Below are 26,515 nucleotides of genomic sequence, written 5' to 3'. Positions count from 1 at the left end.
CTTCGTCCCTCGCCCCGTTTACGGGGAGAGGGACAGCGAAGCGAGCAACGCGAGCGCAGCAGGGTGAGGGGTAAGTACGGCCTCTCGAGCTTGAGACACCAACGCTGGCGCCGCCCCTCATCCGCCCTTCGGGCACCTTCTCCCCGTGGAACGGGGAGAAGGAAACTACCCCACCTTCACCAGCACGGCGCTATCGAATTCGATGACCTTGGCGCCGGTCGAATCGATGCCTTCGCAGCGCAGCGTGAGCAGGTTCCAGCCGGGACGGCCGGCGAGCGGGCGGTGCGCCTGGGCGGTGCGGGTGAAGGTCACCGTTTCGCCGGCATAGACCGGCTTCAGCCATTTGAGATTGCGGAAGCCGGGCGAGGGGCCGAATTCGGGCTGCGGACCGGGACCGGTCCAGCGCACACCTTCGGTCTCCATGCGCTTTTCCAGATTGTATTTCATCCAGGTGGCGGCGGTGTGCCAGCCCGAGGCGCAGAGCCCGCCGAGCACGCTCTTCTTCGCGGCCTCTTCATCGATATGGAAGATCTGCGGGTCGTATTTCCTGGCAAACGCCTTGATCTCTTCCGGCTCGAATGTGTGCGAGCCGAGTGTCACGGTTTCGCCGATGAGAAGATATTCGTCCAAAGTCATGACAGGTCCTTTGCGGCGTCACGCGCAAGGAACATGCCGGTGTTCTCGAGCTCGAAGACGCTCTCGCCGCGCTGGTTGACCAGTTCGCTGCGCATGCTAACCAGGCCGAGCTGCGGCCGCGATTTGGACTGGCGCTTGGCGAGGATCGTGGCCGTGCCGCGCAGGGTATCGCCGGCCAGCACCGGCTTCTTCCACTTCACATGCTCGATGCCGGGCGAGCCTTGGGAGGTCGAATCGAGCAGGAAGGCGTCGCACAGCATGCGCATGAACATCGCGCAGGTGTGCCAGCCGGAAGCCGAAAGCCCGCCGAGGATGCTTTCCTTGCCAGCCTCCTCGTCAAGATGCATCGGCTGCGGATCGAACTCCGAGGCGAATTCGATGATTTCGGCGGCACTTACGTCCTTGCTGCCGAGGTCGAGCGAGGCACCCTCGACGAAGTCCTCATAGGCCCAGGTCTTTCCGGTCATGTCGGCAATCCGGTTGACGAATGTTTGATCTCTTAGGTCGGGCAACCCGGATGCAGGCCAACAGCGATTTGGTCAAGCGATTTCTGGTAAGCCAGCTGGTTCCCCAATTCGGCAGCATCGCAGACTGCACCGTCCTTTGTTTCGCGCAATTCGGGACGGAAAACCGCTGCGCACTTTTCCTGGAACTGCTTTTAGAGCCAGCCGCGGCGGCGGAAGTACCAGAAGGGCAGGATCGCCGAGATCACCATCAGGCCGATGGCGAAGGGATAGCCGAGCTGCCATTTGAGCTCGGGGATGATGTCGAAATTCATGCCGTAGATCGAGGCGACCAGCGTCGGCGGCAGGAAGATGACGGCGGCGACCGAAAAAATCTTGATGATGGCGTTCTGCTCGATCGAGATCATGCCGAGCGTGGCGTCGAGCAGGAAGGAGATCTTCTGCGACAGGAAGGTGGCGTGGTCGGCGAGCGAGAGCACGTCGCGCGACAGGGTCTTGATGCGGGCGCGCACATCCTTGCTCATCTTGGTCTGGGTCGCGACATGGGCGAGAAAGCCGGCCAGGCGCTGCAGCGAGATCAGGCTGTCGCGGACCGAGGAGGCGATATCCTCCTTGCGGCCGATGGCTTTCAGCAGCTCCTGGAAATCGCGATTGCGCTTCGAGGCTTTCGTCGAACGCGCCTCGAAAATGTCGCGCGAAATCACCTCGACGTCGCGGCCGGCGCGTTCGAGAATGTCGGCCAGCCGGTCGACGATCGCTTCCAAGAGTCCGATCAGGATGGTGTCGCCGCTGGTGCAGCCGGTGGCCACCTTTTCGGCGCGCAGCGGGAAGGTCTTGAAGGCCTTGGGCTCGTGGTAGCGGATGGTGATCAGCTTGTTGCCGGCAAGCGCAAAGGTCACCGGCGACATCAGCGGATCGTCGGCCTCGGTCTGCGCCGGAAGCACGGCGGTCATGAAGTAGCCGCCATCCTCGATGTAGAGGCGGCTCGAAATCTCGATCTCCTCCATCTCCTCGCGGGTCGGGATGGCGATGCCCAGCCAACTCTCGATGCGGGCTTCTTCTTCCTTGGTCGGGTTGAAGAGATCGGCCCAGACGATCCGGTCGCCGTCGGCCGCGAGATCGTCGGTGAGGCGCAGCCGATCATTGTCCACGACGAAGGCTTTGATCATCGCCGGGTCTCCATTGCTGGGTGCGTTGCGGGCAGGAACACGCTATTTCGGATGCCAGGGCGACGTGTCGACCGCGCCGCCGCAAGCAGCGCCGATTAGACCCCGCATGTGACAAGGTCAAGTCAACCCGCTCGGCGCCGACGGCTTGCCGCGCTTGAGCACCTCGGTTTAAACAGTTTCAAGAATTTAAGTGGTTGCGCAAAATCGGCGAGATAATGCGTGATGCTGTTTTGCAGGCATTGAACGGCAGGCAAATCAAATGGCTGGAAAGCTGATCGCGGCGATTGTCGGTGCGGAAAGCACGCTAATCCAGAAGCTCCTGGTCGAGGCGGTTTCGGATTGGCGGCGAGCAGGGCTGACAGTGTGCGGCGTCGTGGAAGAAGCGGCAGGCCGGTCCTGCTCGGGCTTTTTGCGGAATCTCGAGACTGGCGCCGAATTCGCCATGTATCTGGACGAACCGCCGGTCCATACATCATGCCATCTCGACGAGCTCGGCGTGGTTGACGCTTGCGCAAGCGTCGTTGACCGGGTGGCGGCGAGCGATCTCGTGGTGTTGAGCAAATTCGGCAAGCTCGAGGCGGTGGGCAGCGGCCTGTTCGAAGCGTTCGAGACTGCGATCGCGCTTGGCAAGCCCGTGCTGACGTCGGTCGCGCCGAAGCACCACTATGCCTGGCAGCGTTTCGCGCCGGAGGCCGTTTTCATAGGTGCCGGCCGGGCCTCGATCGAAGCCTGGAAACGGGGCGTGCCCGCTTTCTTACATCGCAGTCAAGCCGACGGCATGGCGCTGTCCTATTGACAGAATGCCGGGTCGCGACCGGCCGAGGCTCTGTCAGGTGTTGAACTTGAACAGCATGATGTCGCCGTCCTGGACGACATACTCCTTGCCTTCGTCGCGCGCCTTGCCGGCTTCCTTAGCCGCCACTTCGCCGCCCAGTGTGACGTAATCATTGTAGGCGATGGTCTGGGCGCGGATGAAGCCGCGCTCGAAATCGGTGTGGATGACGCCGGCGGCCTGCGGGGCCTTATCACCTTTGTGAATGGTCCAGGCGCGCGTCTCCTTCGGCCCGGCGGTGAAATATGTGATGAGGTGCAGCAGATCGTAGCCGGCGCGGATGACCTTGTTGAGGCCGGGCTCATCGAGCCCGAGCGAGGCCAGGAACTCCATTTCTTCCTCGTCGGAGAGCTGGGCTACTTCGGCCTCGATCGCGGCCGAGATGACGACAGTGCCGGCGCCCTGCGCGGCGGCCATCTTTTCCACCGCCTTGCTGTGCTCGTTGCCGGTCGCAGCATCGGCCTCCGCGACATTGCAGACGTAGAGAACGGGGTGCGATGTCAGAAGGTTCAGCCCCTGCAGGATGCGCAGGTCTTCCGCCGAAATGCCCTTGAGCAGGATGCGGGTCGGCTTGCCGGCCTGCAGCAGCTCGAGTGCCGCCTCCATCATCGGCAGCACTGTGGTGGCTTCCTTGTCCTTCGAGCCGGCGCGCTTGCGGATCTGCACGATGCGGCGCTCGAGGCTTTCGAGGTCGGCGAGCATCAGCTCGGTCTCGACCGTCTCGGCGTCGGCGACCGGATCGATGCGGCCCTCGACATGGGTGATGTCGTCATCCTCGAAGCATCGCAGCACGTGCACGATGGCGTCGACCTCGCGGATGTTGGCGAGGAACTGGTTGCCCAGGCCTTCGCCCTTGGAGGCGCCGCGCACCAGGCCGGCAATGTCGACGAAGGAGATGCGGGTCGGGATGATCTCCTTCGACTTGGCGATCTCGGCGATCTTCTGCAGGCGCACGTCCGGCACAGCCACTTCGCCGGTGTTCGGCTCGATGGTGCAGAAAGGATAGTTGGCGGCCTGCGCGGCGGCCGTCCTGGTCAAGGCGTTAAACAGCGTCGACTTGCCGACGTTGGGCAAGCCAACGATGCCACATTTGAAACCCATGTTCGTCCAGTCCTATCGGGAATTCGATTTTGGTGAGGGCTATGGGCGAAAGGGGCGATGAACGTCAAGCCCTGCGGGCCGCGATCCGTTCCGCTTCAGTCCTTGCCGAAGAGCTTCTTCAGCATTGCGGCCATCGGGCCGCTTTCCGGCAGCTTGGCCGGCGCCTGCTGCGGGCGCGCCTGGCGGATGTGGCTTTGCGCCTTCTTCTCCTTGGGCGGCGGGCGGTCGTCTTCGCCGGTCGGCACCAGCTTGTCGCGCAAGGTCAGCGTGACGCGGTTCATGAAGGAGCTGTCGTCGCCCTTGGCGAGCAGTGCGGCGTCATCGGCGATTGCGTCCAGCAACACATCCAGCCATTCGCGGTCGGCCTTGGCGAAATCGCCCAGAACATGGCCGTGCACCATCTCCTTGACGCCGGGATGGCCGACGCCGATGCGCACCCGGCGATAGGCGTTGCCGACATGCTGGTCGAGCGAGCGGATGCCGTTATGGCCGCCGGAGCCGCCGCCGACCTTGACCCGGAGCTTGCCGGCGGCAAGGTCGATCTCGTCATAGAAGACAGTCAGCGCGGCCGGCTCGAGCTTGTAGAAGCGCAGCGCTTCGCCGACCGATTGTCCGGACAGGTTCATGAAGGTCTGCGGCTTGATCAGAAGGACCTTCTCGCCGCCGAGCGTGCCTTCCGAAATCAGGCCCTGGAATTTGCGCGACCAGGGCGAAAAGGAATGGCGGCGGGCAATCGCGTCCGCCGCCATGAAGCCGACATTGTGCCGGTTGTTCTCGTATTTCGCGCCCGGATTGCCGAGGCCTGCAAAGACAAGCATCGTCGTCTCCGGACGCTAGAACAAATTACTTCTCTTCGGCCGCCGGGGCCGCCGTGTCGGCCGCGGCCGCTTCGGTGGTGGCTTCCGTCTCCGGCTTCATCGCCGACGAGCCGGCAATGGTCGCGATGGTGAAGTCGCGATCGGAGATGACCGGCTTGACGCCGGCCGGCAGTTGGACCGCCGAGATGTGGATCGAATCGCCGATGTCGGTGCCGGCGAGATCGACGGTGATGAATTCCGGGATCGCGTTGGCCGGGCAGTGGAACTCGACTTCGTGGCGAACGATGTTGAGCACGCCGCCGCGCTTGATGCCGGGCGACTTGTCCTCATTGATGAAGTGGACAGGCACGTCGACATTGACTTCTGTGTCCTTGCCGATGCGCAGGAAGTCGACATGGACAGGAAAATCCTTGACCGGGTCGAGCTGGAAATCCTTCGGCAGGACCTGGATCTTCTTGCCGTCGACATCGATCGTGGCGATCGTGGTCAGGAACCCGCCGCCATGGATCTTGTAGAACAGGTCCTTGTAGTTCAGCGCAATCGCCAGGGGAGGCTGCTTGTCGCCGTAAATCACTGCAGGCACTTTACCGTCGCGGCGAACTGCACGGGCGGACCCCTTACCGACCTGTTCGCGCGCTTCGGCCTTGAGCTCGTAAGTATCGTGGCTCATGGCTTTTCCTTTCGCGTGTTATGGAGCGCTCACGGGCGGGCAAGCCCATCCGTAAACGTCGAAAGCCGTCGCGGCCCTGCACGATCTGTCCGATGCGTTTGGCGATCCAAATGCGTCTGGGGATCATGTAAGGCCTGGCCGGCCTTCCTCCGCGTTGCCTCCAAGGGTGTCTACGCGGGTGGCGGCTCTATAGCGGAAGGCGGCGGGAGGCGCAAGCGGTTGGGCCGAAAGGCTTTGCGGTGCGATTTCGGGTGCCGAAGGCATAAACCGAAAATGCCGTCCGTGACAAATGTAGGATCGGGCGGATTTCGGTCGTCCTGCGGCATGCCAACCATCCCAAGGGGACCACCATGAAACTCCTGTTCAGCCGTAATCCCAATCCTCGCCTGGCCGTCGCGACGGCGCGCCATCTCAAGGCGGATGTGACGTTCGAGTTCGCGGCGCCGATGGCGCCCGGACAAGCCGATCGATACCGGCCGCTCAATCCCAATCTCACCGTGCCGATCCTGGTCGGACCGGGCTGGAGCCTTTGGGAGGCCGACGCCATCGCCTGCCGGCTTTCCCGCGAGATGGGTTCGGATTTCTGGCGCGGCGGGGACGACCAGCCGGACATGATCCGCTGGATCAGCTGGGGCAAGGAGCGCTTCGCCTTCGCTTGCGACATGGTGCATTTCGAGCGTGGAACCAAGCAGCGCTATGGTATCGGCCCGATCGACCAGGCGCTGGTCGAGGAGGGTTTCAGGCAATTCCACAGAGCCGCCGGGATCCTCGAAGCCGAGCTTTCCTCGCGTGATTGGCTGGTCGGCAATTCCATCTCCTATGCCGATTTCCGCATGGCGACGTTCCTGCCCTTCAACGATGCCGCCGGATTGCCGCTCGACGACTACCCGTCGATCCGGCGCTGGTACGGGCGACTGGAGGCGATCGATGCCTGGCGCGACCCGTTCCAGGGGCTCGAGGCGCCGCCGCTGCCGCCGGTCAAGATCACGGCCTGAGCCGCACGCGCTGAACCAAGCAAATCTTGCGTTTCCTGACCCTGTCCGGCGTTGAATGCTCTTTATGCAGCGCCGGCCGTCTGGCTGTTGTTCAGCGCGTCCCGCAATTTCTGGATTTGCCGGTTCAGGACATCTAGCTCGGCCAGCGTCATGCCTGAGCGCTCGACCAGCGTCTCGTTGAGGCAATTACACTGGGTAAGCAGCGCCCGTCCGGCGGCGGTGAGGTCGACCTGTACCTGCCGCTCGTCGGTCTGGCTGCGCTGGCGGGTCACCAGTCCGGCCTGTTCTATGCGCTTCACCAGCGGCGTGATCGTGCTGGATTCCAGCGCAAGCCGATGCGCGATGCTGCCGACCGACATGCCGTCCGCCTCGCCCAGGGCGTTGAGGACGAGATATTGCGGATAGGTGATGCCCATCTCGTCCAGCATCGGCTTGTAGGTGCGATTGATCGCCATCGAGGTGGCATAGAGCGTGAAGCAGAGCTGACTGTCCAACGGAAGAGGCACGTCGCATTCCTTTGCCGACTGAGTACCGGCTGCATACCACGAAAAAAGATATCGCGATACATATTATTGTGGACAAGGGTTTGAGATTGCGCTAGCGATATAGTTATCGCGATATTGTTTATCGCGAAATCAACCTGGAGGAGTTTAGGATGACTTCGCAGACCAAATCAGGCTCGGGCAGCGGCACGATCACCACCAAGGACGGCACGCAGATCTTCTACAAGGATTGGGGCACGGGGCAGCCGATCGTCTTCCACCACGGTTGGCCCTTGAGCAGCGACGACTGGGACGCCCAGATGCTGTTCTTCCTGGAAGAAGGCTACCGCGTCATCGCGCATGACCGCCGCGGCCACGGCCGTTCGACCCAGACCGACATCGGCAATGAGATGGACACCTATGCCGCGGATGTCGCCGCGCTTGCGCAACATCTCGACCTCAAGAACGCCATCCATGTCGGCCATTCGACCGGCGGCGGCGAGGTGGCGCGCTATGTCGCCAGATACGGCTCGGGCGGCCGCGTCGCCAAGGCCGTGCTGATCGGCGCGGTGCCGCCGATCATGCTGAAGACGGCGGCCAATCCGGGCGGTCTGCCGCTCGAGGTGTTCGACGGCTTTCGCGCGGCCCAGGCCGCCAACCGCGCCCAGTTCTTCCGCGACGTCCCGGCCGGGCCCTTCTACGGCTTCAACCGCCCGGGCGCGGTGGTCTCGCAAGGTGTTGTCGACAATTGGTGGCGCCAGGGCATGATGGGCGGCACCAAGGCGCATTACGACTGCATCAAGGCGTTCTCGGAAACCGACTTCACCGAGGACCTCAAGGCCATCGACGTGCCGGTGCTGGTCATGCATGGCGACGACGACCAGATCGTGCCGATCGCCGACTCGGCGCTCTTGTCGATCAAGCTGCTCAAGAAGGGCGAGCTCAAGGTCTACAAGGGCTTCCCGCACGGTATGGCGACGACCCACGCGGAGGTGATCAACGCCGACCTGCTGGCGTTCTTCAAGGCTTAACGCCTTGTCACACGAACAGAGCACCCGCCACGAGGCGGGTGCCTTCAGCCGCCAAGCCGCTGGCAGTTATCGGCGCCCGTCGATCGGCGAATGCTCGGGCGAAGTTGCCGTCCATGGAAGCTCCCGGGTTGTTTTATATTGCCCGTAGCGTAGATAGGTTCCGATCAAATGGGCAGCATCCGGAATACTATGGACAGCTCAATGGTTCGAGATGTCTCTTAAGTTGTTCACCAAACACGCACTATAGGGGCGATCGCGTGCACCATGCTTGATAGCTTGCGTATGCGATTGTGGCGAAACACTGTCGCGCCGCCGGGTGAGGCGCTTGTTGTGCCAAGCCGTCAGGTCAAGCCTACGCGAAGGGCTAACATCCACACCAACATTCGCTCGCCACGCGAAAGGATTTTGCGGCAGCTTTTCGAACGCATCTCTTATGTCGCGCCGGCACTTTCGCTTCAGCGCCTGACGAATTGCGTTGCTGATGCCGAAAGCGGCTTGATCGTGCGGCAGGACGGGGCATTTGACGATCTGACCCGGCCCGTCGCCTCCTATCATGTCGATACGACCCGCGAGGGCCTTGCCGAACGTATCCGCGCATCAGTCTCGGCGAAGATGAAGGGTGAACTGATCCATGTCTTCCCGCGATCGAGCGGCGCCTACGGCACTTTTCTTCTCGACGGGTTGTGCGGCCTTGCGGAACTCGACGATTACATCTCGGAGCACCGCCTCAAACTGTGGCTACCGGCAGTCTTTCCGAAATGGGTCCCACGCTATCTCTCGCAACTGGGTTTCGGCCGGCGCCACGCGATGCGAGTTGGCGGCTTCGTGGGCTTCAATGGTCTTACGCTGGCGACGACGCTGAACTGCGAACATTGCTTCCATCCGAACCCGGAGTCACTGGCCAAGCTCAGGCGATTCGTGGACGCGCCCGAACCGACGCCGACACGTCGCCTCTATCTGATGCGCGACAGCGGGTCATCGCCACGCTTTGTCGAAAACGAAGCCGAGGTGCGCCGTCTTTTCGCGCAAGCCGGCTTTGAAAGCGTCGATCCCGGGCGCTTGAGTTTTCGCGATCAGATCGAGCTGTTCGCCTCGGCCCAGGCCATCGCGGGAAGCCACGGCTCAGCCTTCGCCAATATGATCTTTGCGGCGCCTGGTGCGCAAATCATCGACCTGATGCCCGAAGATTGGATCGGCTATTGGGACGATGATGGCAGGGCGGAGCGCTGGTTGTTCAATCTGACCGGCGCATGCGGCCACGACTATTCGTTGGTTCTAAGCCCTTCGCATATGAATGGCGACAGATTCCGCACAAACTCTGGGACGAGACCACCGACGCTCAACAGCACCGTGGATATTGCCGCTTTGCGTGACGCTCTTGCACACCTCTGATGCCAGCAACGGTCCGCCGCCAGCCATGAAGTACGTGTCGCTTGGAACCTTTGGGATCGCGAATCCAGTCCATGGCGGCCAACTCAGGGCCAACGCCATTCACCGGGTGCTGCGCGAGCGAGGTTGGGAGACCCGCCATATCGTCGTCAGCCCCAATCGCGGCGCCAGCAAGGATGTCGAGCCCGGCGACCTCTTCGTCGAGATGCCGCGCAGGTTCCGCAAGAAGATGACCCGGCGCAAATGGCGTTCCGACGTCGCCACTGCCGAATTCGTCGCGGCAAGCAGATTCCATCGCCGCGAAATCGCAAAATTTCTCGACGACTTCAGGCCCGACGTCATCGCCCTGGAACAATGCTGGCTGTGGCCCGCAGTGCGCGAATATAGGGCGATATGCGCTCCCGAGGCGCGCTTTTCAGTCGTCTATTGTTCGAACAATGTGGAACAGGAATTGCTGGCGCAGGAAGCCAGGATGCCGGGCGCGGAGGCTGACCCCTGGAACGCCCGGCGCGCCGCGGAGATCGAGTCGGATCTGGCGGCAAAGGCGGATCTCGTGGTCGCCGTCAGCGAGCAGGATGCCGCCTATTTTCGCAAACTCAATCCAAGCGTGGTGGTCGCCGCCAACGGCATCTGGCCTCGAGCGACACCCGTCGGCCTCGAGCATTGGGCATCGCGGCTTGCCGGCCTGCGCACGGCCCTGTTTGTAGCGTCGGGTCACCCTCCCAATGCCAACGGATTTCTTGAGATGATTGCGCCGGATCTCGGCTTCCTCTCGCCTGCCGAGCGTATCGTGGTGGTCGGCGGCGTTGCCGGCCAGATTGAGGGCGATCCAAGATTTCTGCGCAACGCCGACGTCAACAATGCCCGGATCGATTTGCTCGGCGTGCAGGAGGCGGGAACGCTCAGCGCCCTTATCGAGCTTGCCGATGTCGTGATCCTTCCGATCCTCGAAGGCGGCGGCACCAACATCAAGACTGCCGAAGCGCTGTACAATCGCAAGCAGATCGTGGCGACGCCCTTCGCGTTTCGCGGTTACGAACATTTCAAGCATTGGCGGAGCGTCAGACTTGCCGACAACCCGGTGGATTTCCAGCAATTGCTTGTGCAGGTGTTGCGGAGCGAACGTCGCGATCCACTATCGGCGGATGCCGCGCAGTTGAAAGGGCTGCTTTGGACGGCAACGCTTCAAGACCTTTCGCAGCTGTTCGCGGCCTTGCCGAGGCGGGGGCGCGATGCGTCGGCCAATTTGCCAATGCTGAGATCGGCCGATGTATTTGCAGGCTTCCTCAGCGCGATTTCACAGCGCCTGGGTCTGCGGACAAAGGGCTAACCTAGAGCGTTTCACCGTTTCACGGAAACGGCGAAACACTCTATCCCTTTGTTTTTACGCAATTCCCGACGGAAAACCGCTCACACTTTTCCTGGAATTGCTCTAGGCCCGCGACGGAAGCACCCGCCTTATGACACGGGCATTCGCTTCGCGCTCTCCTATCCTCTCCGGCCCAGTCGCTCAGGCCTTCCTGGCTTCCTTCATGTTCGGCAAAAACACCGTCAGCAAGCCGAGGAAGGGCAGATACGAGCAGACGTGGAAGACGAAGTCGATGCCCTTCATGTCGGCGATGACGCCGAGTACGGCAGCGGCGATGCCGCCCATACCGAAGGCGAAGCCGAAGAAGATGCCGGCGATCGTGCCGACACGGCCGGGCACCAGTTCCTGCGCGAAGACCACGATGTTGGAGAAGGCCGAGGACAGGATCAGGCCGATCAGCACGGTAAGCACCATCGTCCATTCCAGATTGGCGTAGGGCAGCGCCAGCGTGAACGGCAACACGCCGACGATCGAGAACCAGATCATCGCCTTCTGTCCGTAACGGTCGCCGAACGGGCCGCCGAGGAGTATGCCCAGCGCCGAGGCACCGAGGAACAGGAACAGCATGACCTGGCTCGTCTGCACCGAGACGCCGAACTTATGGATGGAATAGAAGGTGTAATAGCTGGAGAGCGAGGCGATATAGGCGTTCTTGGTCAACACCAGCAGCGTGAGCACAGCGAGCGCGCCCATCACCTTCCTGCGCGGGAAGGGCGACACGTGGGCAACCTGCTTGCGGGCGGCCAGCGAAGCGCGCTTGCGGCTGTACCAGCCGCCGACCTGCCAAAGCACGAAGATGCCGATCAGCGAGCCGATAGCGAACCAGGAAATGCTGGTCTGGCCGAAGGGCACGACGATGAAGGCGGCGAGCAGCGGTCCCATCGACTGGCCGAAATTGCCGCCGACCTGGAACAGCGATTGCGCGAGGCCGAACCGGCCGCCAGAGGCGAAGCGGGCGATGCGCGAGGATTCCGGATGGAAGATCGCCGAGCCGATGCCTATCAGCGAGGCACCGACCAGAAGCAGCACATAGTGGCCGGCATAGGCCAGCACGATCAGGCCGACCAGCGACGAAGCCATGCCCCAGGGCAAGGAATAGGGCATCGGCCGCTTGTCGGTGACCATGCCGATCACCGGCTGCAGCAGCGAGGCCGTGACCTGGAAGGTGAAGGTCAGAAGGCCGATCTGCCAGAAGTCGAGACCGTAATTCTCTTTGAGGAGCGGATAGATCGCCGGCAGCAGCGACTGCATGATGTCGTTGATGCCATGGCAGAAGCTCACCGAAAGGATGACGGCAAACACCGTCGCTTGCGCCGAGGTGCTGCTTGCCGTCGCCGGCGCGGCAACGGATGTGGCGGTCGTATCAGTCAAGGCTATGCTCCGTGGTCTTGTCGGAGCATGATCTTTTCCGAAAACCGGTTCCCACTTTTCGGGATCATGCTCTTATGGCGGCGAACCGCAGCCGGCCTTATAGGCCTGTTGCCAAGCGACTTCTTTCGTGGTTTGGTCCAATAGTTTCGCAAGTGGGCCACATCCAATGCCGCATGGGCGGGATATCTTCAAAGGCGATGCCGCCGAGCTCGGCCGGCTGCATCAAAGCCGCTGGCAATGGCTGGAAGAGGCCGTGGGGCCGGCGGTGGCGCTGCCGACGGAATATCCCGATGGTTATCACGTGCCGCTGCACCGCCACAGCCGCAGCCAGTTGCTGCACGCGCTGGTCGGCGTCGTCTTGGTGACGACGAAGCACGGGCGCTGGATGGTGCCGCCGGACCACGCGATGTGGATACCGGCCGGCACCGAGCATTCGGTCGAGATGCTGGGCGACGTCTCGATGCGCTCGGTCTATGTCATGCCGGATGCCATTGCCGGGCTGCCGGAAGGCCTGCGCGTCGTCGGCATTACCGAATTGATGCACAGCCTGATCGTGGAATCGGAGAAGCTGCCGCAGGGCGGCGAGCTGGAAGGGCGCGGCGGCCTGATCATGGGGCTTATGCTGCACGAGATCCCGAACCTGCCGGAACGGCCGCTCGGCCTGCCTTTCCCGTCCGATCCGAAGCTCGCCGCGCTCTGCCGGCGCTTCGTGGCGGCACCTTCACCGCATGCCACGATCGACGAATGGGCGGATGCGGCGGGCATGAGCCGCCGCACCTTCACCCGCGCCTTCCACCGCCAGACCGGGCTGTCGCTGTCGACATGGCGCCAGCAGGCCTGCCTGTTCGCGGCACTGCCGAGGCTCGCCGACGGCGAACCGATCACGCGCGTGGCGCTCGATCTCGGCTATGACAGCGTGCCGGCCTTCATCACCATGTTCAAGCGCATGCTCGGCTCTTCGCCGCGCGGCTACATGCGCGGCGCGCGTGAGGCAGGTGAGGGGCCAAGGCGGCTGAGCGGACCGGCGCGGACGGAAATCGCCGCGGTTTAGTCGAACAGGCTCGACACTGATTCTTCGGTCGCGGTGCGTGAGATCGCTTCGCCCATCAGGTCGGCGATCGAGATGACGCGGATGTTGGGGGCGTCGAGCACGCCTTGCGTCGGCTGGATGGAATCGGTGATCACGAGTTCCTGCAGCTTCGAGCCGGCGATGCGCGTCACCGCGCCGCCCGACAGCACGCCATGGGTGATGTAGGCGGTGACGCTGGTCGCACCGTTGGCGAGCAGCGCATCGGCGGCATTGCACAGCGTGCCGCCGGAATCGACGATGTCGTCGATCAGCAGGCAATCCTTGCCGGCGACGGCGCCGATGATGTTCATGACCTCGGATTCGCCGGGCCGCTCGCGGCGCTTGTCGACGATTGCCAGCTGAGCATCGAAGCGCTTGGCCAGCGCACGGGCGCGGACCACGCCGCCGATGTCGGGCGACACCACGACGACGTTGCCGAGTTGCTTGTACTTGGCCTTCACGTCGCGGGCCATCACCGGCACCGAGAACAGATTGTCGGTCGGAATGTCGAAGAAGCCCTGGATCTGGCCGGCATGGAGATCGAGCGTCAGCACGCGGTCGGCGCCGGCGCGGGTGATCATGTTGGCGACCAGCTTGGCCGAGATCGGCGTGCGGCCCGAGGCGCGGCGGTCCTGCCTGGCATAGCCGAAATAGGGGATGACGGCCGTGATGCGCCGCGCCGAGGAGCGCATGAAGGCATCCATCATGATGAGCAGTTCCATCAGATGGTCGTTGGTCGGATAAGAGGTCGACTGCAGGATGAAGACGTCCTCGCCGCGGACGTTCTCCTGGATCTCGACGAAGATTTCCTGATCGGCGAAGCGCCTGACGCTGGCCTTGCCCAGCGGTATGTTGAGATAGCGAGCGACCGCCTCGGCCAGCACCCGGTTGGAATTGCCCGCGAAAAGCTTCATGCACCGTTCCTGGTGAAGGATGGAGAGGCGGAGAGACTCTCATGAGCCTTTTATGCGGGGCTTTTAGCGGTCCGCGCCGGTATTGCAAGCCTCGTTGTGGGGAATCCTTCCGACGGCCGTAACAAAGGTTTGAAAACATCGCAAGCCGGCAACAGTTCGGCCGGCAACTGCCTAGTCAGCCGGCGCCGCCGGTGCCGAGCCAGGCGGCGAACTGGTCGATCGTCTGGTCGGCGATGGCCTGCATGGTCGCCGGCGCCACCGTCGTCCAGCCCTCGCCGCTGCCGACGGAGGCCGCCTTCTGCTGGCCGTTGATGCGGTGCAGGCGGTTGCCCGAAGGGTCGTAGACGTCCCAGACGTAGATCACGGTAGTGTCCTTGCCCTCCGACATGGTCGAGAAATAGCCCTTCAGCACATGCGTTGCTGTCTGATCGGTGCTGCCGACGAGCGTCAGGCCGCGCTGTTTGGCGCGCGTCTGCAACTCGGCCGTCAAGGGTCCCGCGGCTTCGACCGGCGCGCCGACGATCGGCGCCACCTGCAGCCGCGTTTTGGCGAGCGCGGCGGTCTGGGCCGGCGTGGTGGCAGTCGAGGCACCTGGCGTGGCCGGCGCGGGAGCGGTCACGGTGGGTGATGTCGTGGCCGATGCCGTGCCTTGCGTGGCCGGCACGGTCTGGGCGGTGGAACTGGCGGGCGGCGTGATCGCCGAAGGCTCCAGCACGTCCTTGGCGTTGGTGCAGGCGGCGAGCGCCAGCGCCGCAAGCAATGACACGGTCGTCACCTGCGATCGTCTCATTGCCCGAAAACTCCCTATTGGCGAACGCCCCCGCGTGAACCAACCATTATGGATTCACTGCACGATCAAGTCGAGATCATGGCGTGAGAGCGGCCTGGGCGCCGATTCGGTGGTGAGGTAGGTGCGGCCGAGCGTCATGGCCGTCTCGGTCTCGGAGTCCATGATGATCATGTGCGCAAACAGCGTCATGTTGGGCGCGATCGGCTCTGGATTACCCTGGTAGAACATCGGCATGTCCATCCAGGACGGCGTGAAACGGGCGCCAACCGAATAGCCGCAGGCATTGAGCCGATGCTTGGTCAGATTATGCGCTTCGAGCGTGCGGGCATGGGCGTCGAAAACATCGCCGAACGTGTTGCCGGGCGTCATCGCCTTTTCGACCGCAAGCAGGGCGGCTTTGGCGGCATCGAATAATTCCTGATGGCGTTTCGACGCCTTGCCGGTCAGCACCGTGCGCATCATCGGCGCGTGGTAGTGATGGAAGACGCCGGCCCATTCCAGCGTCAGCTGGTCGTTCTTGTTGAGCTTGCGGCGGCCGGCCTTGTAGCGGCAGAGCAAGGCATCGGCGCCGGACCCGATGATGTATTCGTTGGCGGGATAGTCGCCGCCGCCGGCAAAGACCGCGCCCTGCATGGCTGCAAGGATCAGCCCTTCGTCGCCACCCTGCTTGATCAGCGGCAAGGCAGCGTCCAACGCGTCATCGGAAAGATTGGCGGCCTTTTCCGCCTTGGCGATCTCGGCCGGGCTCTTGAACAGACGCAGCCGGCCGACGATGCCGGAGGCATCGGCGATCTGGCCGAAGGTCTGCAACTGCTCGTCCAGCCGGCGGCCGTTATAGGCGGTCAGACCATGGGTGTCGTATTCGACGCCGATGCGGGCGCCGAGCAGGTCGAGGTCGTTGAGCAGGTTGCGCAGGTCGATCGCCGGGTTGGCGCCCTGGCGGTCGGTCCACAAGACGATGTTGTCCAGCGTCGAGGTGTGACGCGCTTGTCTGAGATCGGCCGAGCGGGTGAGCAGCACCATCGAGCCGTCGGCCTTCACCACCAGGCATTGGAAGAAGCAGAAGCCGAAAGTGTCGTAGCCGGTCAGCCAGTACATGCTTTCCTGGGCAAACAAGAGCACGGCATCGAGCTTCTTGTCGGCCATCTCGATCAGCAGCCTGTCGCGCCGCGCGTCGAATTCCGAGCGTTCGAAATGCAGCGCCATTATTCTTTCTCCAATGCGATTGCCGAAACCTGGCGCCCGTAATCCGCTTCCTTGCGGTGGGTGGTGCGGCGGTAGGAATAGAAAAGCTCTTCTTCCGCATAGGTGCAGCGGCCAAGGCCTTCGGCGGTCACGCCGGCCTTCAGCAGCCGGTCGACCGTATATTGGTTGAGATCGAACATCGAGTGTCCGGGATTAGGCGACGGCTTGAAATAGCGTTCGTTGCCGGCGTCCGCCTCGGCGAAGCGGGCGACGAATTCCGGCCCGACCTCGTAATTGGCCGGACCGATCGACGGGCCGAGCACGGCGACGATGCGCTCGCGGCGGGCGCCGAGGCCTTCCATCGCGGCGACGGTGTTTTCCAGCACGCCGGTGAAGGCGCCTTTCCAGCCGGCATGCGCCGCGCCGATGACGCGCGCTTCGGCATCGGCGAATAGGACCGGGCCGCAATCGGCGGTCGAGGCGCCGACGGCGATGCCTGGGCGGTCGGTGACGACCGCATCGGCCTTGGGGCGAGGACCCGCGAAGGGTTCCCTGGCGATGACGACGTCGGGCGAATGGATCTGGTGCGCGGTCAGGAGATGATCGGCTGCGACGCCCATCCAGTCGGCGACGCGGCGCCGGTTTTCGGCCACCAGCGCCTGGTCGTCGCTCGAGCCGGTGCCGATGTTGAGGCCGTGATAGATACCGCCTGAGACGCCGCCGACGCGGGTGAAGTAGCCATGGCGGACGCCCTTGATCCTGTCCAGAAGGGTCGAGCGCACCGGATCGGGTCTGGTCTGATTCAGCATGGTTGGGTTTGTCGTCCGCGCAAGGCGGGTTCGTCAAGGCGAAGTTCTGGCGAGCGACCGGGCCAGTCCGGTAGCCCTCAGGTCGGTTTCGCAGCCGGTCCGATCTTCAGCACCTTGAACAGCTCGCCCATGGCGTCGGGGCCGGCAAGGCGTTCGACGGCGTCGGAGATGGTCTGCCGCGCCTGGTCGTCGGCATTGGCGCCGAGCGCGCCGGCGCGCTCGAGCAGGCCCATGCCGAGCAGGAATTGCCCCTGCGTCGTCGTCTCGACATCGAGCCCATGCGGGCGCACCGCAGCGGCTAATGCGGCGAAATCTACATGCGACGTCAGATCGGCCTCGCCGGGATTGGCGAGCACGTCTTCATGCCGGTGCCGGCGCAAGGCCTGCAGGGTGTCGCCGATGCCCGGCCGCAGATGGCCATAGTCGATGAAGAGGCCGGTGCCGCCTTGGGCGGCGATACGCTCGGCGATCGCCGCCATCAATGCCGCGCGGGCAGGGGCGAGCTCAGCGATGGCGCCTTCGGGCGCATCAGCGGCATCGCTAGGCAGCAGCGAGGGGTCGAGCGAGGCCGCGCCGGCGAAGAAGCGCAGCGCGTCATTGTCGTCGAGGCCGACCATGCGCTCGCGCCAGCTTTCGCCGGCACGCACGAACTGCCGGATCGGCACGGCGTCGAACAGTTCGTTGCCGACGATGAAGAGCGGCTGTCGCGGCAGCGTGTCGATGGTCTGGTGCCAGGCCAGTTCGGCGCTCTGGCCGGCGAGCGTCTGTCTCTGGATTTCGACAAGGCGTGGGCTGGTTTCGACAAGGGCAAACGAGGCCTTGCCCACGAGCGCCGGGTCGATCCGCGACCACGTCCGCAGCATGTCCTTCATCAGCGTGCCGCGGCCGGGGCCGATCTCGGCGAAGGTCGCGGGCAGCGGGCGGCCGGCGCTCTGCCAGGCCTGGTAGAGCGAGACGGCGACGAGCTCGCCGAACATCTGGCTGATCTCGGGCGCGGTGACGAAATCGCCGGCGGCGCCGAAAGGCTCGCGCGTCGTGTAGTAGCCGTTCTGCGGATCGAACAGGCAGAGCGCCATATATTCGTCGACCGGCATCGGCCCGACGGCTTCGATCAGCTCGACGATGCGCTCCTTCAGCCGGGTCATGCCGGCTGCGGCTGCGCCATCGGCTTCGCGGTGACCATCGCCCAGACGCCGGCCAGCACCATCGGCGTCGACAGGATCATACCCATGGTCAGCCAGTTGGTGCCGAGCAGGTAGCCGAGCTGCTGGTCCGGCTCGCGGAAGAATTCGACGAAGATGCGCGACAGGCCGTAGCCGCAGATGAAGGCGCCGCCGACGAAGCGCGGCGTCTTCAGCTTGAGGCGCGAATGGGTGAGGAAGCGCAGGACCAGGAACAATACGAGGCCTTCGAGCAATGCCTCGTAGAGCTGGCTGGGATGGCGGGTGAAGGGCCCGCCATTGGGGAATTCGATCGCCCAAGGCACGTTGGAGGGCCGGCCCCAAAGCTCGGAATTGATGAAGTTGGCGACGCGCACAAGGCCAAGGCCCACCGGCACGCCGGCCGACACCACATCGAACAAGGTCCAGGTATGGATGCGGCGCTTGAGCGAAAACAGCGTCATGGCGAGGATGACGCCGAGCAGGCCACCATGGAACGACATGCCGCCCTGCCAGACGGCAAAGATGTCGAGCGGATGCGCGATATAGCGCGGCAGGTCGTAGAACAGCACATAGCCGGTGCGTCCGCCAAGCACCACGCCGATCGCCGCCCAGACGATGAAATCGTCGAGGTCCTCAGGCTTCATCGGCAGGTTGCCGTTCGGCCAGAGCTTTGGATTGGTGACGAGGCGCTTGGCGTACCACCAGGCGAACAGGATGCCGACGATATAGCCGACACCGTACCAATGTACCGCCAGCGGTCCGATGTTGACGATGACCGGGTCGATGTTGGGGAAGGGCAGGGAGGCCAGCGGCAAAAGGAAATACTCGCTCAAACTGGGGTCTCCCGGTAGCGGTCACGATTGGGCGCGGACCATGCGGCAGGGTTTTGGCGGGGTCAAGGCAACCCGGCGGTTACCTTAACGACGACAGGTTGCGGTCTCAGCCCTGCGGTTTGCCGGCGACAATTTGCCTTAAAGCGTCGTTGATCCTGTCCTGCCAGCCGGGACCATCTTCTTGAAAGTGGTCCAGCACAGTTCGATCGATCCTGATCGAAACAAGTTCTCTAACGTTCGGTGCGCCAGCGGGCTCGCGAATTGGGGCGGCTGGTTTTTTGACCGGCTTGAAGGCGGCTTCTGCGGCGGCCATCGGATTTGTCGGTCGGCGCGGGGGCGTTGCCATAGGTTGACCCTGACGAGTGCTGAAGCGATACGCAACACAATAGGCGATCTGGCGTCCTCAAGTACAGCTTGGCGCGATTTGAAAGCCTGGCGCCGCCATGTGCCATAGCAACGCACAGCACGTATCAACCCTGAACGTTCTTGCATTCCGCATCGCTCGCCACTACGTCAAAACGAACAAAGCCGAGGATCAGCCATGTCGACCGGACCGAATCGCATTCTCGACGAATTCGCCAAGCTTATGACCGATGCCGCCGGCGCCGCGCAAGGCGTTCGGCGCGAGGTGGAGACGGCGGTGCGGGCCCAGGCCGAGCGGGTGCTCAACTCCATGGATGTGGTGCAGCGCGAGGAGTTCGAGGCCGCGCGCGAGATGGCGGTCAAGGCGCGCGAAGACAACATCCAGCTGGCTGCGCGTGTGGAAGCGCTGGAAGCAAAGCTCGCCGAATTGACCGGGCAGGCCGCACCGGCGGGTGCGGCGAAGCCCCGCGCAAAAAAATAATCGTTAAACTTTTCCACATAGCGCGATCCGAAAAATCGCTTTGCCGTGAATCGCTTACCGGCATTGCATGAATCTTTGTGACAGCCACCTTTCCACATGCGGATGCCGCAGTGCGAAAAATTGGGCTGTTCACGCGACTCCCGATCAATAGACTGAATTTGTTGCATGATTCGGAGCAGGGTCATGCGCCGGGCGGTGGGGTCCGGTCTGGGGTCTTTGCGTTTGAGAAGTTCCTGGCCGTCCGAGTTCTAGACAGAATTGTTCGTCGTGTGTGCCCCGCGGAGCGTGTGGCGCTCCCCTGAACACAGGAAGCATTCATGGAACTTCTCGAACTCGAATTCTCCCGCGAAATCCACCCGGTGGACGTCATCGAGCAGGTGGCCCACAACAACGACTGGTCGTTCGAGCGTGCCGGCGACGACGAGATTTCGATTTCGGTGGCCGGCAGCTGGACCGACTACCATGTGTCTTTCTCCTGGATGGAGGATTTCGAGGCGCTGCATCTGGCCTGCGCCTTCGACATCAAGGTGCCGGAAACGCGCGCGCTGGAAGTGATGCGGCTGTTGTCGCTGATCAACGAGCAGATGCTGTTCGGCCATTTCGACCTTTGGGAGCAGGAGGGCGCGATCATGTTCCGCCAGTCGCTGCTGCTCGCCGGCGGGGTCGAGCCGTCGAGTCAGCAGGTCGAGGTGCTCCTGTCGTCGGCGCTCGAAGCCTGCGAATGCTATTTCCAGGCCTTCCAGTTCGTCGTCTGGTCGGGCACCTCTGCGAAGGACGCGCTGTCCAGCGTGCTCTTCGAGACGCACGGAAACGCCTGAGCAAAGTTAGCGATGAGTTCAAGCAGCGCGCGTAAGCCCGAGATCAGCTTTGCCGATTTCGATCGTGTCGACATCCGTGCCGGCACGATCGTCGAGGCCGAGCCGTTCCCTGAGGCACGAAAGCCAGCGTTCAAGCTCAAGATCGATTTCGGCCCGGCCATCGGGGTCAAGAAGTCTTCGGCGCAGATCACCAAATATTATACGCCGGAGACGCTTATCGGCCGGCAGGTCTTCGCGGTGGTGAATTTCCCGCCGCGCCAGATCGGCCCGTTCATGTCGGAAGTGCTGACGCTCGGCTTTCCCGACGAAGAGGGCGCCGTGGTGCTGGGCGCCATCGAGCGCAAGGTCCCAGACGGCGGCCGATTGTTCTGACTTTCGTCATCCACGGGCGGAGCGGTAGCGAAGCGGACGCGCAGACCCGAGGATCCATGCCGTTATGCTGATCGAAGATTGCTGACGGCTCAGAACGCGACGCTTATCTACTCGCCTGCTCCACTGGGCATGGTCTTTTCGCCGCTACCTCAATTGTGCAGATTCTCCGCCGCAGCGGACACACATAGGTCACGGCATGGATCCTCGGGTCTGCGCGCCGGCTTCGCCGCCGCTCCGCCCGTGGATGACGAAGGTCGGCGCTCGGCCCTCATTTTGCGTCCGGCCCAGCGCTTCCTCCACCGCGTCGAGGAACATTTCGGCGCAGGCTTTCCAGCTGTAGCGCATGGCGCGCTGGCGCGCCTCGGCGCGGTCGACCTCAAGTGCCTTGAGCGCCGCCTCGCGCAGATCGTTAGACACCGCGCCGCCGACGCCGTTGCCGACAATGTCGATCGGCCCGGTCACCGGATAGGCGGCGACCGGCGTGCCGCTGGCCAAGGCCTCGGTGATGACATTGCCGAACGTGTCGGTGCGGCTCGGGAAGACGAAGACATCGGCCGATGCGTAGATTTCCGCCAGCTCGTCGTTCGGGCGGTGGCCGAGGAAATGGACGTTCGGGTAGCGCGTCTTGAGCCTGGCCAGTTCCGGGCCTTCGCCGACGACCACCTTGCTGCCGGGCAGATCGAGGTCGAGAAAAGCGGTGAGGTTCTTTTCGACCGCGACACGGCCGACGCTGAGAAACACCGGGTGCGGAAAGCTCGTTTCCTTGCGCTTGTCCGGACGGAAGTGCTCGGTGTCGACGCCGCGGGTCCAGGGGCGCAGCTTGTCGAAGCCACGCGCCTTGAGATCGTCGGCCAGCGATTGCGTGGCGACCAGCGTGCCCTGGCCGGAATTGTGGAAGTCGCGCAGCCAGCGATAGGCCCAGCTTTCCGGCACCGGCAGGCGTGCGCTGAGATATTCGGGAAAGCGCGTATGGTAGCTGGTGGTGAAGGGCCGGCCCACCTTGCGGCAATACCGGCGCGCCATGATGCCGAGCGGGCCTTCGGTGACGATATGGATATGGTCGGCCTTGCGCGCTCCGATAAGCCGCGCGACGCGACCGGGCGTCGTCAGCGCCAGCCGGATGTCGGGATAGGTCGGCATCGGCAAGGTGCGAAAGAGGTTGGGCGTCAGAAAGTCGAGCTCGACGTCGAAAGGCTTCAGCGCTTCGGTCAGCCGTTCCAGCGTGTGCACAACGCCGTTGACCTGCGGCCGCCAGGCATCGGTGACCATCAGGATGCGCATGGCGATCCTTTGGCGCGGAGGTTCCTGCCCGCCCCGTTACGATGGCGGAACGGCGACCAGACGGCGACCCTCGCTTCGCTCCAGCGCACCCGGGCAGGCGCGGGATCGAAGCAAGGCGGCAGGTCCGAATCAATAAAGGTCGCGCGCTTCATGCGCGCTCTTGACCATGATTTCATGACGGGCGGATGAAGCTTGCTTTTACGGCCCGCTTACGCCGGAACCTTGATCACCGCTCGCAAGCCGCCAAGCGGGCTGGCTTCCAGGCTGATGTCACCGCCATGGCTGCGGGCGATGTCGCGGGCGATCGACAGGCCGAGCCCGGTGCCGCTGGCATCGAGGTTGCGCGCCTCGTCGAGTCGGAGGAACGGCTTGAACACTTCCTCGCGCTTGTCGGGCGCGATGCCTGGGCCGTTATCGTCGATGGTGACGGTGAGCGAGCCGCGATTGTGATTGGCGTGGACTTCGACCGTCTTGGCGTAGCGGAAAGCGTTGCCGATGACGTTGGACAATAGCCGGGCGAAAGCGTTCGGCCGCACATGCACGGCCGGATCGCCGGTCAGCGTCGTCGTCAGCTTGCAACCGCGAAGCTGCGCCTCCTCTGCAAGCTTCTGGAAATAGGTTCCGAGATCGAAGCGGCCGGGGTCCTCCGCAGCCTCGCCGCGGGCGAAGGAGAGGTAGCCTTCCAGCATCGACTGCATGTCGTCGATGTCCTGGTTCAGCGCCGCCTTCGTCTCCGCCTTGCCGCCGGCCAGCGCCAGCTGCAGCTTGAAACGGGTGAGGATGGTCCTGAGGTCGTGGCTGACGCCGGTCAGCATCGCGGTGCGCTGCTCGATCTGGCGCTCGATGCGCTCGCGCATCTGGATGAAGGCGAAGCCGGCGCGGCGCACTTCTTCGGCGCCGCGCGGACGGAAATCGCGCGGCATCGGCCGGCCCTTGCCAAAGCTCTCGGCGGCCTCGGCCAGCGTCAGGATCGGCCTGATCTGGTTGCGCAGGAAGGGGATGGCGATCATCAAAAGCACCAGCGAGGTGCCGACCATCCAGATCAGGAAGATGTGGGTGTTGGAGGCATAGGCCTGGCTGCGGCGCACGAACACGCGCAGCACCTTGCCCTCGAGCTGGACGCGAACCTCGACGACGTTGGAATTGCCGACCGTGTCGATCCAGAACGGACGGTTGATCTGCTTGGTGATCTCCGACGACAGGGCTTCGTCGAGGATCGAGAAGAAGGGTTTCGGGCCGGGCGGCGGCAGCGGATCGGGCGGCAGGAGATCCACCTTCAACTGCATGCGGTCCTGGGCGATACGGATGATGTTGGCGTAATCGGCGTCGTGCGGATAGGTCTCCATCATGTCGATGACGGCGGCGATGTCGGCGATGGTCGCCTGCGACAGGCGCTGGGTCACCGTCTGCCAGTGGCGCTCCATGAAGACGAAGGCGACGACTGACTGCAAAAGGATCATCGGCGCGATCACGATGATCAGCGAGCGGGCGTAGAGCCGCTTCGGCATGTAGAGCGCGACCAGGCGCCAGAACCGGTTCCAGGCGCGCGGCATCGCCCTCAGCGTTCGCATCGCGAGATCGCCGAGGCCGCCTCCTTCGGGCTGTTCCAGTTGCGTGGTCGCCATTCGCCCTTCCGCTTGTCGAAGGCCGTTAGCTGCAGGCCCTCGGAAGCATTTTATTCCACGCTGAGCCGATACCCAATACCACGCACCGTCTGCAGCCAGACGGGGTTGGACGGATCGCGTTCGATCTTGCGGCGCAGCCGGTTGATCTGCACGTCGATGGTGCGCTCGCCGACATCCGATTCATCGCCGACAAGTTCGTGGCGCGGGATCGTCTCGCCGGCCCGCGCGGCGAAGATCGCCAGGATTTCCTGCTCGCGGTCGGTCAGCTTCAGCGCCTCGCCGCCGCGCTTCAATTCGCGCTTGGCGATCTGGAATGTGTAGGGGCCAAACACCAGTTGCTCGACCTTCGGCGTCGCCGCCGGACCGCCGCGGCGTAGGATGTTGTTGATGCGCAAGATCAGCTCGCGCGGATCGAAGGGCTTTGGCAGGTAGTCGTCGGCGCCGGCCTCCAGGCCGGTGATACGGCTGTCGGTCTCCGACAGCGCCGTCAGCATCAGGATCGGCACGTTCTTCTCGGCGCGCAGCGCCTTTGTGAGGTCGACGCCGGTCTCGCCAGGCATCATCACGTCGAGCACCAGGAGGTCGAAGTCGAGGCCGGCGAGCTTGCGGCGGGCCTCGCTCGAATTGCCGGCGACAGTAACGCGAAAGCCGTTCTCGGACAGATATTGCTTCAAAAGGTTGCGGATGCGGGTGTCGTCGTCGACCACCAAAAGATGCGGCGCGTCATCGTCGGGCGCGGCCGGATGATCAACCTTCTCAATGGTCTCCATGGTTCTTCCCCGATGTTTGCGCAGGCACAATGTCAATCTGCGCTCTTAGTTCCGGATTGACCATAGCTTCCAGGAAGCGCTCGATCGTAACGCGTTCAGTGGTTCCGGAATCCTCCAATGCAGCACGGATGCGGCGCGACTGTGGCCGCGCCAGTGCGAGTGCCAGGGCACGTCCCTTGGCGGTGGGGTAGAGTTCGCGCTGGCGGCGGTCACGCGGGCCTTGCACCTGCACGATATGGTCGGTGTCGATCAACTGCTTCAGCACCCTGGCCAGGCTCTGCTTGGTGATTTTGAGGACATCGAGCAGCTCCGCAACGGTCAGGCCCGGCCGGCGGTTGACGAAATGCAGCACCCGGTGATGGGCGCGGCCGAAGCCGTAATCGGCCAGGATCTGGTCGGGGTCCGAGGTGAAATCGCGATAAGCGAAGAAAAACAACTCGATGATGGCAAAGTCGATGCCGTCCTCGTCGGAGATCGCCGTTTTGATCGGTTTCCCGGCTGACTGGCTTTTGTCGATCATCTTTTCTCCACACGACACGGAATTATGTCAGTACTATTGACGTAATTTCCGTGCAATGATAATTTTTGACAAGCTTTTGGGCGCATTGCGAACGAAAAGGCAAGCGGGAGCCGTTTTTCCGGAACTTCCTGAGTTTGCCACGGCTTGAATATACGCCTACGCTTGGGGGCACCGTTTCGGGCCCTGGTGTGACGCGAAAACTGGATCAAACAAAAACATGCGGGTCTTCGCCCGCGGGAGGTTTCCATGGCATCCGTTCCCTTCGATCAGTTGGACGGCTTCATCTGGATGAACGGCGAGTTCGTCAAATGGACCGAGGCCAAGATCCATGTGCTGACCCACGGCCTGCACTATGCCAGCGCCGTCTTCGAAGGCGAGCGCGCCTATGGCGGCCAGATCTTCAAGCTGACCGAGCACAATGAGCGCCTGCATGAATCGGCGCGCCTGCTCGGCTTCAAGATTTCCTATTCTGTCGCCGAGCTCGACGAGGCCTGCCGCACGCTGCTGAAGATGCAGGGTTTCCAGGACGCCTATGTGCGCCCCATCGCCTGGCGCGGGAGCGAGCAGATGGGCGTTGCGGCACAGAACAACCGCATCAATTGCGCCATCGCCATCTGGCAATGGCCGAGCTATTTCGATCCGGCGCAAAAGCTGAAGGGCATCCGCCTAGACGTCGCCGAATGGCGTCGTCCGGACCCGCGCACCGCGCCGTCCAAGTCCAAGGCTGCCGGCCTCTACATGATCTGCACGCTGTCCAAGCACGCTGCCGAAGCCAAGGGCTATGCGGATGCCATGATGCTCGACTGGCGCGGCCAGGTCGCGGAAGCCACCGGCGCCAACATCTTCTTCGTCACGGACGGCAAGATCCATACGCCGAAGCCCGACTGCTTCCTCGACGGCATCACCCGCCGCACGGTCATCGGCCTTGCCAAGGACCGCGGCCTCGAAGTGATCGAGCGCGCGATCATGCCTGAAGAGCTTGAAGGTTTCGAACAGTGTTTCCTGACCGGCACGGCCGCGGAAGTCACGCCCGTCTCAGAGATCGGGCCCTACCGATTCGAGGTCGGAGAAATCGCCAAGACTTTGATGAACGACTATTCTGCTGCAGTGCAACCAAAACAGGCGATCGCAGCGGAATAGCGAAAGTCATAGCTTTTTCATGCAGTAAGGGCGGTTTTCTAACCGCCCTTTTTGT

Annotated in this window: 29 protein-coding genes; 10 read left to right on the top strand and 19 right to left on the bottom strand. The window is 63.2% G+C overall.

The annotated features are described in order from the left end of the window. Positions 1-165 precede the first annotated feature (165 nt). The 3 genes from FJ988_RS26565 to corA form a co-directional block, all read right to left on the bottom strand. Positions 166-636, bottom strand: a complete 471-nt coding sequence (locus tag FJ988_RS26565) for a MaoC family dehydratase (RefSeq protein ID WP_140821577.1) — start codon at positions 634-636, stop codon at positions 166-168. Continuing rightward, positions 633-1,103 carry a MaoC family dehydratase gene (locus FJ988_RS26560; protein WP_140821575.1) on the bottom strand — a complete coding sequence of 157 codons (471 nt, stop codon included), beginning with the start codon at positions 1,101-1,103 and terminating at the stop codon, positions 633-635. The genes FJ988_RS26565 and FJ988_RS26560 overlap by 4 nt, the downstream gene beginning before the upstream one ends. Before the next feature lie 191 nt (positions 1,104-1,294). Continuing rightward, entirely contained in the window at positions 1,295-2,269 is a 975-nt protein-coding gene (gene corA / locus FJ988_RS26555; protein ID WP_140821573.1) for a magnesium/cobalt transporter CorA, read from the bottom strand. A gap of 259 nt (positions 2,270-2,528) precedes the next feature. Between corA and FJ988_RS26550 the strand changes: the two genes are divergently transcribed. Continuing rightward, the gene (locus FJ988_RS26550) at positions 2,529-3,065 is read left to right on the top strand and encodes a DUF2478 domain-containing protein (protein ID WP_140821571.1); all 537 of its coding nucleotides are present in this window, start codon (positions 2,529-2,531) and stop codon (positions 3,063-3,065) included. 33 nt (positions 3,066-3,098) lie between these two features. Here FJ988_RS26550 and ychF read toward each other — a convergent pair whose 3' ends face one another. The 3 genes from ychF to FJ988_RS26535 form a co-directional block, all read right to left on the bottom strand. Beyond that, complete coding sequence (ychF, locus tag FJ988_RS26545; protein ID WP_140821569.1) at positions 3,099-4,202, bottom strand: redox-regulated ATPase YchF; 1,104 nt, start codon at positions 4,200-4,202, stop codon at positions 3,099-3,101. Positions 4,203-4,297: 95 nt separating this feature from the next. After that, positions 4,298-5,020, bottom strand: coding sequence for an aminoacyl-tRNA hydrolase (pth, locus tag FJ988_RS26540; protein WP_140821567.1), 723 nt, complete (start codon positions 5,018-5,020; stop codon positions 4,298-4,300). 25 nt (positions 5,021-5,045) lie between these two features. Then, the gene (locus FJ988_RS26535; protein WP_140821565.1) at positions 5,046-5,690 is read right to left on the bottom strand and encodes a 50S ribosomal protein L25/general stress protein Ctc; all 645 of its coding nucleotides are present in this window, start codon (positions 5,688-5,690) and stop codon (positions 5,046-5,048) included. 350 nt (positions 5,691-6,040) lie between these two features. Here FJ988_RS26535 and FJ988_RS26530 point away from each other — a divergent pair, with 350 nt between their 5' ends. Then, positions 6,041-6,685 (top strand): glutathione S-transferase family protein, encoded by a 645-nt coding sequence (locus tag FJ988_RS26530; RefSeq protein ID WP_140821563.1) that lies wholly within the window; start codon positions 6,041-6,043, stop codon positions 6,683-6,685. 62 nt (positions 6,686-6,747) lie between these two features. Here the strand turns inward: FJ988_RS26530 and FJ988_RS26525 are convergent, their stop codons facing one another. Continuing rightward, positions 6,748-7,191: a MarR family winged helix-turn-helix transcriptional regulator gene (locus FJ988_RS26525; RefSeq protein WP_140821561.1), complete on the bottom strand. Its 444-nt coding sequence runs from the start codon at positions 7,189-7,191 to the stop codon at positions 6,748-6,750. A gap of 149 nt (positions 7,192-7,340) precedes the next feature. Between FJ988_RS26525 and FJ988_RS26520 the strand changes: the two genes are divergently transcribed. From FJ988_RS26520 to FJ988_RS26510, 3 genes are all read left to right on the top strand, one after another. After that, complete coding sequence (locus FJ988_RS26520; RefSeq protein WP_140821559.1) at positions 7,341-8,198, top strand: alpha/beta fold hydrolase; 858 nt, start codon at positions 7,341-7,343, stop codon at positions 8,196-8,198. A gap of 405 nt (positions 8,199-8,603) precedes the next feature. Then, a complete protein-coding gene (locus tag FJ988_RS26515; protein WP_181183677.1) occupies positions 8,604-9,590 on the top strand; it encodes a DUF563 domain-containing protein in 987 nt (328 codons plus the stop codon). 25 nt (positions 9,591-9,615) lie between these two features. Beyond that, positions 9,616-10,917 carry a glycosyltransferase gene (locus tag FJ988_RS26510; protein WP_181183676.1) on the top strand — a complete coding sequence of 434 codons (1,302 nt, stop codon included), beginning with the start codon at positions 9,616-9,618 and terminating at the stop codon, positions 10,915-10,917. A gap of 180 nt (positions 10,918-11,097) precedes the next feature. Here FJ988_RS26510 and FJ988_RS26505 read toward each other — a convergent pair whose 3' ends face one another. After that, on the bottom strand, positions 11,098-12,327 hold the full coding sequence (locus FJ988_RS26505) for an MFS transporter (protein ID WP_181183675.1): 1,230 nt from the start codon (positions 12,325-12,327) through the stop codon (positions 11,098-11,100). Between the two features lie 166 nt (positions 12,328-12,493). Between FJ988_RS26505 and FJ988_RS26500 the strand changes: the two genes are divergently transcribed. Continuing rightward, on the top strand, positions 12,494-13,378 hold the full coding sequence (locus FJ988_RS26500; protein ID WP_140821551.1) for a helix-turn-helix domain-containing protein: 885 nt from the start codon (positions 12,494-12,496) through the stop codon (positions 13,376-13,378). Here the strand turns inward: FJ988_RS26500 and FJ988_RS26495 are convergent. The 7 genes from FJ988_RS26495 to FJ988_RS26465 all read right to left on the bottom strand — a co-directional run bounded on the left by FJ988_RS26495 (position 13,375) and on the right by FJ988_RS26465 (position 19,436). Further along, the gene (locus tag FJ988_RS26495) at positions 13,375-14,310 is read right to left on the bottom strand and encodes a ribose-phosphate pyrophosphokinase (RefSeq protein ID WP_140821549.1); all 936 of its coding nucleotides are present in this window, start codon (positions 14,308-14,310) and stop codon (positions 13,375-13,377) included. The two genes, FJ988_RS26500 and FJ988_RS26495, sit on opposite strands and share 4 nt — an antisense overlap. 175 nt (positions 14,311-14,485) lie before the next feature. Then, positions 14,486-15,100: a hypothetical protein gene (locus tag FJ988_RS26490; RefSeq protein WP_140821547.1), complete on the bottom strand. Its 615-nt coding sequence runs from the start codon at positions 15,098-15,100 to the stop codon at positions 14,486-14,488. 54 nt (positions 15,101-15,154) lie between these two features. After that, positions 15,155-16,306, bottom strand: coding sequence for a Xaa-Pro peptidase family protein (locus FJ988_RS26485; protein WP_140821545.1), 1,152 nt, complete (start codon positions 16,304-16,306; stop codon positions 15,155-15,157). Beyond that, a complete protein-coding gene (pgeF, locus tag FJ988_RS26480; protein ID WP_140821543.1) occupies positions 16,306-17,094 on the bottom strand; it encodes a peptidoglycan editing factor PgeF in 789 nt (262 codons plus the stop codon). The genes FJ988_RS26485 and pgeF overlap by 1 nt, the downstream gene beginning before the upstream one ends. 77 nt (positions 17,095-17,171) lie before the next feature. Continuing rightward, a complete protein-coding gene (locus FJ988_RS26475; RefSeq protein WP_140821541.1) occupies positions 17,172-18,239 on the bottom strand; it encodes a class I SAM-dependent methyltransferase in 1,068 nt (355 codons plus the stop codon). Then, complete coding sequence (gene lgt / locus FJ988_RS26470) at positions 18,236-19,090, bottom strand: prolipoprotein diacylglyceryl transferase (RefSeq protein WP_140821538.1); 855 nt, start codon at positions 19,088-19,090, stop codon at positions 18,236-18,238. Before lgt ends, FJ988_RS26475 begins: the two co-directional genes overlap by 4 nt. A 106-nt stretch (positions 19,091-19,196) precedes the next feature. Further along, the gene (locus FJ988_RS26465; RefSeq protein ID WP_140821536.1) at positions 19,197-19,436 is read right to left on the bottom strand and encodes a BrnA antitoxin family protein; all 240 of its coding nucleotides are present in this window, start codon (positions 19,434-19,436) and stop codon (positions 19,197-19,199) included. Between the two features lie 195 nt (positions 19,437-19,631). Between FJ988_RS26465 and FJ988_RS26460 the strand changes: the two genes are divergently transcribed. The 3 genes from FJ988_RS26460 to FJ988_RS26450 all read left to right on the top strand — a co-directional run bounded on the left by FJ988_RS26460 (position 19,632) and on the right by FJ988_RS26450 (position 21,124). Continuing rightward, the gene (locus tag FJ988_RS26460; protein ID WP_140821534.1) at positions 19,632-19,934 is read left to right on the top strand and encodes an accessory factor UbiK family protein; all 303 of its coding nucleotides are present in this window, start codon (positions 19,632-19,634) and stop codon (positions 19,932-19,934) included. 317 nt (positions 19,935-20,251) lie between these two features. Next, complete coding sequence (locus tag FJ988_RS26455) at positions 20,252-20,752, top strand: YbjN domain-containing protein (RefSeq protein ID WP_040989643.1); 501 nt, start codon at positions 20,252-20,254, stop codon at positions 20,750-20,752. A 12-nt stretch (positions 20,753-20,764) separates the two neighbouring features. Further along, on the top strand, positions 20,765-21,124 hold the full coding sequence (locus FJ988_RS26450) for a tRNA-binding protein (RefSeq protein ID WP_140821532.1): 360 nt from the start codon (positions 20,765-20,767) through the stop codon (positions 21,122-21,124). Between the two features lie 189 nt (positions 21,125-21,313). On the opposite strand, the gene FJ988_RS26445 is transcribed toward FJ988_RS26450, so the two are convergent. The 4 genes from FJ988_RS26445 to FJ988_RS26430 all read right to left on the bottom strand — a co-directional run bounded on the left by FJ988_RS26445 (position 21,314) and on the right by FJ988_RS26430 (position 25,320). Next, positions 21,314-22,405 carry a glycosyltransferase family 1 protein gene (locus FJ988_RS26445; RefSeq protein WP_140821529.1) on the bottom strand — a complete coding sequence of 364 codons (1,092 nt, stop codon included), beginning with the start codon at positions 22,403-22,405 and terminating at the stop codon, positions 21,314-21,316. A 209-nt stretch (positions 22,406-22,614) separates the two neighbouring features. Further along, complete coding sequence (locus FJ988_RS26440; protein ID WP_140821527.1) at positions 22,615-24,030, bottom strand: ATP-binding protein; 1,416 nt, start codon at positions 24,028-24,030, stop codon at positions 22,615-22,617. 50 nt (positions 24,031-24,080) lie between these two features. Then, positions 24,081-24,800, bottom strand: a complete 720-nt coding sequence (locus FJ988_RS26435) for a response regulator (protein ID WP_140821525.1) — start codon at positions 24,798-24,800, stop codon at positions 24,081-24,083. Beyond that, positions 24,787-25,320, bottom strand: a complete 534-nt coding sequence (locus tag FJ988_RS26430) for a MarR family winged helix-turn-helix transcriptional regulator (RefSeq protein ID WP_140821523.1) — start codon at positions 25,318-25,320, stop codon at positions 24,787-24,789. The genes FJ988_RS26435 and FJ988_RS26430 overlap by 14 nt, the downstream gene beginning before the upstream one ends. A 246-nt stretch (positions 25,321-25,566) precedes the next feature. Here FJ988_RS26430 and FJ988_RS26425 point away from each other — a divergent pair, with 246 nt between their 5' ends. After that, positions 25,567-26,460: a branched-chain amino acid aminotransferase gene (locus tag FJ988_RS26425; protein ID WP_140821521.1), complete on the top strand. Its 894-nt coding sequence runs from the start codon at positions 25,567-25,569 to the stop codon at positions 26,458-26,460. Positions 26,461-26,515: the final 55 nt, after the last annotated feature.

Origin of the sequence: Mesorhizobium sp. CU3 (assembly GCF_006442965.1) — a bacterium.
Taxonomy (GTDB): Bacteria; Pseudomonadota; Alphaproteobacteria; order Rhizobiales; family Rhizobiaceae; genus Mesorhizobium.
Note: the sequence above shows the minus strand (reverse complement) of the source record. Positions and strands in the feature narration are given on the sequence as shown.